Annotated in this window: 1 protein-coding gene; it reads left to right on the top strand. The window is 33.9% G+C overall.

Annotation, left to right across the window (positions count from 1 at the left end):
• Window positions 1-18: 18 nt before the first annotated feature.
• Window positions 19-233, top strand: a 215-nt coding sequence (locus SB717_RS39770) for a hypothetical protein (RefSeq protein WP_410908859.1), incomplete at its 3' end; no start/stop codon positions are given.

Here is a 233-nt window from a genome sequence, read left to right as displayed (position 1 = left end):
CAGAAAAGGAGAACAAACATGGAGATTAAAGTGAGAAATGTATGTCCGGTTGCTGTGAGTAAAGTAGATCGTTTAGCTAAAGAAAAAGGTCTTTCTAGACAAGCTTTTTTAAAAGAACAAATCGAAACGTTATCCATTATGAAAGAAGTAGAAAAACAAGAACAAGCTATTGATGATTTGTATGATCGAACGATAGATACAATGCAAAGATGCTCAGATGCGATGGCAAATAT

This window comes from Priestia sp. SIMBA_032, from assembly GCF_046535215.1.
Taxonomy (GTDB): domain Bacteria; phylum Bacillota; class Bacilli; order Bacillales; family Bacillaceae_H; genus Priestia; species Priestia aryabhattai.
The sequence above is the reverse complement of the archived record's forward strand: the minus strand, read 5'-3'. Positions and strand labels throughout refer to the sequence as shown.